Origin of the sequence: Bacillus sp. B2-WWTP-C-10-Post-4, assembly GCF_009183805.1 — a bacterium.
GTDB lineage: Bacteria > Bacillota > Bacilli > Bacillales > Bacillaceae_G > Bacillus_A > Bacillus_A cereus.
Window position 1 is genome coordinate 1 of the sequence record NZ_WEII01000209.1, and the last position, 3858, is coordinate 3858.

Below are 3858 nucleotides of genomic sequence, written 5' to 3' on the forward strand. Positions count from 1 at the left end.
ACCTAATACAGCTGATAAAGTAAGTCTTAATACTGAAGATGGCGGCATTTCAATAATTTCCCCGTCTTCTTGAAACTTTACAATCAACTTTTTAAAATGTGAAAATAACTCTGTTTCTACTAAATGTTGTATTTCATTTTTTAGTTCTGGCTGAAATGGCACTTCTTGAATTAATATTTTTATCATTGGAAAATGCTTTTTTGCAAATTCAAATCTATTATGAATTACAACCCTTAAAAGTCCTTCATACGATTCATACTCTGATTTAAATATTTCTTTTGCAAAGGTTTGTACGAAAAATGGTGCAGCGAACTTAGTTAAAGTTGGCATTACGACCGCTAGTAATAAATCTTTTTTCGTCTTATAGTAGCGGAAGATGGTTCCTTCCGCTACACCAGCACGCTTTGCAATTTCACTTGTTGAAGTTGAAGCGTATCCTTTTTCTCCAAACATATCAACAGCCGCCTCTAATATTCGCATTTGACGTTCATTTCGTTTATCCGTATTAGTTGCAGCTATTAATTCCTCCAGCCAATCCTTCTGCATTTATAAAGCTCCTTTTTGTCATTATTATATTTTGCGATGTTTCTTTAAAGCAAATACATTTCCTACTGCAAATAATAGTGAAAAAAGTAATAACACAGTAAGATCTAATGCAATCTCTGTAAACCCTTGATTCCGAATCATCACTTGTCTCATTGCGTCAGCGCCGTATGTGAGTGGAAATGCTTTCCCTAACATTTGGAGCCACTTATTCATAGATTCCATTGGAAACAATCCAGAAAAGAAGATTTGTGGCACTATAACAAGCGGTATAAATTGAATCATTTGAAATTCATTATTTGCGTATGCCGATAAAAACGTACCTAATGTTAGTGCAGTTAAAGAGAGCATACATGTAATAAGTAGCGTTAGCCATATGGAGCCAGCTACGTATAAATCTAAAATATAAACGGAAAAGCTTACGATAATAATGGATTGTATAAAGGCAAAGATTCCAAAACCAATAATATAACCTGCGACTATTTCCCATCTTCTTACTGGGGTGGATAATAACCTTTCTAGCGTACCACTTAAACGTTCTCTTACGAAAGATACACCTGATAATATAAATACAAAGAAAAATGTAAAGAAACCAATTAATACAGGACCAAGCCCATCAAACATCGTAAAGTCTTTAGAGCCATGTAAATAATTTACTTCAGGTTTCATAATCGATACATCATTCTTCTCTGTGCTTTTTTGCAATACTTGAAGTACAGCACGATTTTTTGACGAATCACTACCTTCCAACAGAAGTTTCATTTTTCCATTCTCTATACGAAATACTGCATCTACTTTTTGTTTTTCCAACTCAGAAATCGCCTTTTCCTTACTGTATTCATAAATTGACGCTTCTTGATTTTTCATCATTTTTACTATTTGAGCGGGCATATCAACAACAGCAATTTGCGGTATATAGTCTTTCTGTGTAAACACTAGTGACAAAAGCCAAAGTAATAACATCGGTGCTCCAAACATCATTGCTAACGAACGCTTATCTCGAAAAAATTGACGAATAATACGTATAATTACACCAGTAACTCTCATGATGGCACCACCTCTTCTAGCAAAAAGACATCTTCAATCCGTCCAGATGACACGCGTTTTTTCAATTCTTCAGTTGTTCCAACCGCAACTAGTTTCCCTTCTCTAATTAACCCTAGACGCTCACAAAATTCAGCTTCATCCATAATGTGCGTCGTTACAATAATCGTTGTGCCTTTCTTTTTAAGATCATAAAATTTTTCCCAAATCGTTTTTCTAAGAAGCGGATCTATCCCCACTGTAGGCTCATCTAAAATTAATATTTCTGGTTCGTGAAGGAGCGCTATTGCTAATGATAAGCGTTTTTTCATTCCACCTGAAAATTGTTGTACTTGCTTTTTCATATACTGAGACAATTGTACAAGTTCAAAAACCTCTGCAATTCTTGTCTTTTTACGTTTTCCCTTTAGTCCATACATCGTTGCTATAAAATCTGCATTTTCATATGCTGACAATTCTTCGTATAATGCATCCGCCTGAGCCATATAACCAATTCTTTTCATTTCATTTAAATTAGGCATATTAGTATTATTAACAAGCACTTCACCTTTCGTTGCCTCATTAATACCTGCAATCATTTTAATGAGCGTTGTTTTCCCCGATCCAGAAGGTCCAACAAAACCAAAAATTTCTGCTTTTTCAACTTGCAATGAAAGATTGTGTAACACTTCTTTTTTTCCAAAACTTTTTGATACAGTCCGTAAAATAATTGAAGGTTGTTGCACGTTTCATCCTCCTTTTCCAATAAAATGAGTGAGTACTCACTTTTATTTTACCCTTGCTTAATTATATGTCAAACTTCATTGATTAGTATGTATGTTCAATCAACGATATTAAACAATGAAACAGAGTCGACATTAGAATTTCATTTCCTAAAGTCGACTCTGTTTCATTTAAACTATAAATTTCACTTTACGTTTTTAAATTCATATACTTCCGAATTCTAGCAACATCTAAAGAATATTCAATAACTAATTGCTGTAACGGTAAAATAACTGTGTCAGGATATAAATGTGCATATTGTAATGTTTCTGCATATTTTTCTAACCTTTTTTCTAAATACTTTATTATTTGATCAGGATGACTTACTAATAAACATTTACAATAATAATGTATTTGTTCCTCAATCGCCGTGTATTCTTCAATTTCATATTCTTTATGCATGTGTACACCCCTTTAAGTTTTTTACATGAATTACTTATCACAATTTTCACTCGACAAATTTTAAGTTTTTTGATTATTTACACTATAACAAACAATCAGGGTCAAATTTTGTTACTTTATGTAACGTAGAAAATTTTTAACAAAATTGTAATGTTAACTCCTGCAAAATACATAAAATCTCTTTACTCACTTTTGCATAAAAAAATCGTACAGCTTAATTTAACTGCACGACTACAATCTCTGGCCTATTCAAAATTCTTTGCGGAATGATACTATTTCCTAATCCTCTACTCACTACCATTGATGTATTTTGTTCTACATATAAACCTGCTGTATATTTAGGTAAAACACCTTGATTTGGAGCAACTAATCCACCGATAAATGGCAATCTAACTTGCCCTCCATGAGCATGTCCCGATAAAACCAAATCCAACCTCTCATTCGTATATTCCTTTATAAATTCAGGCCTATGGGATAATAATACATTATATCTATCTGGCTGCATTTCAATTTTTGCTTTTTTAATTTCATCTATTATAATATTTCCTTCATCACGGTTTCCAGTAACAAACTCTGGATCATCAATACCTAGCAAGTTTATTTCTTGCTCACCCTTTCGAATGCCTACATGTTCATTCCTTAAAACATTGACACCATATTTCTTCAACTCTTTTTCTAAACTGTTATACTTTCCAGACCATTGTTCATGGTTTCCTGTCACAAAATATACAGGATACTTATTTACCATTTTTTGTATTAATTGCATACTCACTTCTGCATCGTATGATTTACTGTCAATTAAATCACCCGTAATCGCAATAATATCTGGGTCTATACTTTTTATTTTTTGAATTAACACATCTTGATTATCGCCAAATTTTTTATTGTGTAAGTCTGAAATTTGTAGAATTTTATACCCTTTAAAAGAGGATGGTATTTTACTAGAGGTTATTTTAACCTCAGTTATACTTATTAAATTGTTCTGTAAATATAAAAAGATTGTAAAACCTACTAATATACAAATAATCATTACAATTCTATTAATTTTCTTTTTCATATTTTCTCCTTTACATTCTCATCAAACACTTCTATATGCTAACTGAATTA

At 32.3% G+C, this 3858-nt stretch carries 5 protein-coding genes; all 5 read right to left on the reverse strand.

Features of this window, described 5'->3' with window-relative positions:
* Positions 1–546, reverse strand: a 546-nt coding sequence (locus GBN78_RS29015) for a TetR/AcrR family transcriptional regulator (RefSeq protein ID WP_152128001.1), incomplete at its 3' end; no start/stop codon positions are given.
* A 24-nt stretch (positions 547–570) separates the two neighbouring features.
* Entirely contained in the window at positions 571–1590 is a 1020-nt protein-coding gene (locus GBN78_RS29020; protein ID WP_001266717.1) for an ABC transporter permease, read from the reverse strand.
* Complete coding sequence (locus tag GBN78_RS29025; protein ID WP_001187071.1) at positions 1587–2312, reverse strand: ABC transporter ATP-binding protein; 726 nt, start codon at positions 2310–2312, stop codon at positions 1587–1589. The genes GBN78_RS29020 and GBN78_RS29025 overlap by 4 nt, the downstream gene beginning before the upstream one ends.
* A 187-nt stretch (positions 2313–2499) precedes the next feature.
* On the reverse strand, positions 2500–2751 hold the full coding sequence (locus GBN78_RS29030) for a hypothetical protein (RefSeq protein WP_000548621.1): 252 nt from the start codon (positions 2749–2751) through the stop codon (positions 2500–2502).
* Positions 2752–2965: 214 nt separating this feature from the next.
* Positions 2966–3808 (reverse strand): metallophosphoesterase, encoded by an 843-nt coding sequence (locus GBN78_RS29035; RefSeq protein WP_000727188.1) that lies wholly within the window; start codon positions 3806–3808, stop codon positions 2966–2968.
* Between the last annotated feature and the right edge of the window lie 50 nt (positions 3809–3858).

Excerpts from the sequence above, each read along its gene's own strand:
- GBN78_RS29020 (WP_001266717.1), bottom strand. The coding sequence starts at position 1,590 with ATGAGAGTTACTGGTGTAATTATACGTATTATTCGTCAATTTTTTCGA.
- GBN78_RS29030 (WP_000548621.1), bottom strand. The coding sequence starts at position 2,751 with ATGCATAAAGAATATGAAATTGAAGAATACACGGCGATTGAGGAACAA.
- GBN78_RS29035 (WP_000727188.1), bottom strand. The coding sequence starts at position 3,808 with ATGAAAAAGAAAATTAATAGAATTGTAATGATTATTTGTATATTAGTA.